3 protein-coding genes are annotated in these 3,629 nt (G+C 57.4%); 2 read left to right on the forward strand and 1 reads right to left on the reverse strand.

Annotated elements, in window-relative coordinates; genetic code table 11:
- Positions 1–787: hypothetical protein (locus WBP53_RS05405; RefSeq protein ID WP_423926705.1), on the forward strand; the 787-nt coding region annotated here is incomplete at its 5' end.
- A 167-nt stretch (positions 788–954) separates the two neighbouring features.
- On the opposite strand, the gene WBP53_RS05410 is transcribed toward WBP53_RS05405, so the two are convergent.
- Positions 955–1,560 carry a TetR/AcrR family transcriptional regulator gene (locus WBP53_RS05410; protein WP_423926707.1) on the reverse strand — a complete coding sequence of 202 codons (606 nt, stop codon included), beginning with the start codon at positions 1,558–1,560 and terminating at the stop codon, positions 955–957.
- A gap of 180 nt (positions 1,561–1,740) precedes the next feature.
- On the opposite strand from WBP53_RS05410, the gene WBP53_RS05415 reads away from it, so the two are divergent.
- Positions 1,741–3,231 (forward strand): amidohydrolase family protein, encoded by a 1,491-nt coding sequence (locus tag WBP53_RS05415; protein WP_423926709.1) that lies wholly within the window; start codon positions 1,741–1,743, stop codon positions 3,229–3,231.
- The last annotated feature ends 398 nt before the right edge of the window (positions 3,232–3,629 follow it).

Genomic DNA, 3,629 nt, shown 5'->3' on the forward strand with positions numbered 1-3,629 from the left:
GTTCCAGATGCTCAGTTCGGGTGCGTACGCCTTGACCCTGTTCGACGCGGGTGACTCGCTGGTCGAGAACAATCAGGTTCGTATTGGAGCGACAACCGGAGGCATTCACGACAAGGACAACTCGCAAGGGAATACCTACCGGGAAAACTACATTGCCTTTTCCGCCGCAGATGCGAATGAGAATGGCATCGTGATATCGGCCCAGGCCAACTCGACGGATGTCCATATTCACCACAACCTGCTGATCAACAGTGGCATCCGCCTCGGCCTGCAGTGTTTTCAGGAAAGCTGCTACATGCGCAACCATGATGTACACCACAACACCATCGCTGGGGCCGGATTGACGTTCGGTTGGGGCGTGTTCAATCCGACCAGCTTTGGCACGCGCTTCAGCAACAACATTGTCAACAGTGGGAGCGTGGCTCCCTACGCCTGGCACTCCTGTCTCGCCACCGTCCCTGCCGCTTTCGATACCCAGCTCGAGATTGGTGCAAACCTGATCGAAACGTCGAGCTCGTCGGCGCTGCGCGATACCGAATGCAGCGGAGGACCCATGAACATGAACTGGTCGACCTGGCGCAATCCTCACGGCATGGATACAGCGGCTTCGGGCAGTGCGGTCACCTCAACAAGTGCCCTGGCTGGATCAGGCCCGACTCTGGGCTTGCCGGCAAGCGATGCCCGTCGTCCGCAGCGTGGCCATCTGTATCTGCCGGCGACGATAGTGGTGGATACCATCTTCGCCGATGGTTTCGATCTGGGCGACACCGCAAATGCGCGTCACTGACGAGAGACGCTAGCGGAAGCCATGTGACCCGATGTGCTTCCTGGAACGACATTCGCCAGATTTCCTGCAGAACATGCGCATGGGTGACTGGCATTGGGTGGAGTCGCGTTACAGCGAAATCCTGATGGAATGGGGGTCTGGAGGCTGGATCAACCAGCCGAAATTGCCTACTCGGTGATCGCCCTCAGCATGATGTCTGCAAGTGCTTCGTCGCGATCCTTGCGCTTCATGCTTCCGAATCCCATGGCTCGCTCGGCGCGACCGACAATCATCAGGTCGGCCAGTCCGTGTGCTATGGCCCATGAAGCCATGACCTGCCTCATCGCTGTCGGGTTGCTTCGGGGATCACTCCCCAGAAGGGAGCCCACGTCAACAGTTAGGTTGTGGAAGGCGGAATTGGCTGCGGTGGCGAGCCGCGCATCGCTCCGATCAGGCCGCTCTGAGGAGAACATGAGCCGGAACAGCGCGGCGTTCTTCTCGGCAAAGTCTATGTATCCCAGACCAGAGGCCAGGAGTTGTGCCTTGGGATCTGCCATTGCTGCACGCTTCCGTTTGTCCTGCACCTGGACCAGGCGCTCGTAGCCGATGCCAGCCAGCGCGGTGAGCAAGCCTTGCGCGTCCTTGAAGTGATGAGCGGGAGCGCCGTGGCTCACCTTCGCTCGCTTGGCGACGGCGCGCAGGGAAAAAGCCTCCACACCGTTTTCCCGAAGTTCCTCTTCTGCGGCCCTAAGCAATTCCGGTGCAAGGTCGCCGTGGTGATAATTCTTTTTCATCGTGCGCCATGTTCTGTTTCGGTCACATCCATGGCAGACGATAACGTCTTATCTTGACACTGTCTATATCACGATATAAGCTCCATCCAGACAGTGCCTAGATTGCATTGTCGCATTCTCACAGGTGAGTCGATTGCCTCTAGTGCCAACCTCATGGATCCATTCGGGAGTGACAGCAAGATGAAGAAATGGCTCATTCGAATCACGCTGGCCGTGGTCGTACTATCCCTGTTGTCGCTTCTGTTCATCGATCGGGAGCTGAGCAAGATGTATGGGGGGCACGCACGTGTCGCGGAAATCAATCTTCCAGAACGTGATGTCGAGCGCTACGCCATTGTCAATGTCAATGTCCTGTCACCCTCGGCAGACCATTTCACGAGAGACCAGACAGTCGTCATCGACGGTGGCGAAATTGAATCGGTTGGGATGAAGGATGAACTGGCCGACGGCATCGAGACTATCGATGGTGGCGGCATGTTTCTCGTTCCCGGCTATATCGATTCGCACGTGCATACGTGGGAAAGCGAGAATGACTTGCTGTTGTATGTGGCGAACGGTGTTACCCAGATACGCGAAATGAATGGCAGCGAGGAAAGCCTGCGTTGGAAGCACGAAATCGTGGACGGCCGAATCGGCCCGGACATGTTCGTCGTCGCCCCGCAGATGGCGACATTCGACTTGATCGAAGGGTGGTTCGTGGGTTGGACACAGCACAAGACAATCGTTAGGACGGATTCTCAAGTCGAGCAAGCCGTGCGAGCGTTCAAAGCCAAGGGCTACGACGCCGTCAAGGCGAGCAGCTTTCTCTCCAGGGAGAGCTATTCAGCGCTCAGCCGGGAGACCGTGGAGCAGTCCATACCGCTGGTCGGCCACATTCCGCTCGATGCCGATCTCGAAGCAGTGTGGCAATCAAACCAGAGCGAGGTGGCTCACGTCGAAGAGCTCATGAAGGCGCTTCGCGACGAGTTCGGTCGATTCTCAAGTGAGACTGCGGAGGAGTTCCTGGATTTCGTACGCAGTCGCAGTGACGACGTCGCAGATCACCTGCTCGACAAGGGGATTTCGGTAACCTCCACACTCGCGCTGATCGACAGCTTGCATCGGCAAAAGTCGGATCTGCAAGGCGTGCTGGACGAGGCGCAAATTCAGTACGCGAATCCGGGTATAGCCGGAGGATCGGTAATTACATCACACGGTATCGGGTGGCTCCCGGACGTGAACATTTACCGATTCCCCGCGGACTGGGATGAAGTGAGGCGGCAAAAGAGCCTCATCTACTGGAAGGCCTATTCGAAGGCGCAGCATATCGTGTTCAGTGCCTTGCTTGAAAAGGGCGTACCGATCCTGGCCGGATCCGATGCAAACACTCCCGTAACCGTTCCCGGGTTTTCACTGCACGAAGAAATGGAGGCGCTGAATGAGGAAGGAATGACAACTGCCCAGGCATTGGCTTCAGCCACCAGCGTTCCAGCGGCGTGGCTGAAGACAAACACAGGAGAGATTCGCCCGGGATTCAAGGCGAACCTTGTCCTGCTCGCTGGGAACCCGCTGGAAAACATCGATGCAACGGACTCGATCGAAATGGTCATCAAGGATGGGCGTGTATTTTCAAGAAGCGACCTGGACGGGATGCTGAGTGCCGTCAAGAGCGCAAACGATGCGAGCCGCTAGTCGCTGCCAGCGTGGGCGCCTGGACGAACAATGCGCGCGCCCATCAATGAGCTACGCGCCCTTGCCCTCTGGATTCATCGGTATCTGAAATGTCATTTCGAATGCCGGGTTGCTGCAACACCGCTTGATGGGCTGTGTGCAAGGCTGAGCATTGCCAACGCCCGTCACGTTTCGTTCTGGCAAGTTGGAACCGGTTCAGGAAGGTCGTGCCGGGTTTCGCGTGGCCCGGAAACGCGCTGAATGTGCGGCATCAGGCTTCGCGCATTGCAATCTGCAACGATGCTCCGGACAGGTGCTTCTCGATTTGCCTGATTGCCCAGGCCCGAGCGAATGCATTCGTTGGGCTGCCGTTCGGCATGGCCCGGCTAGGGTCGTCCGATCAGTTGTCCATCAAGGGG

The organism is Dokdonella sp., assembly GCF_049593775.1.
Lineage (GTDB): Bacteria > Pseudomonadota > Gammaproteobacteria > Xanthomonadales > Rhodanobacteraceae > Dokdonella.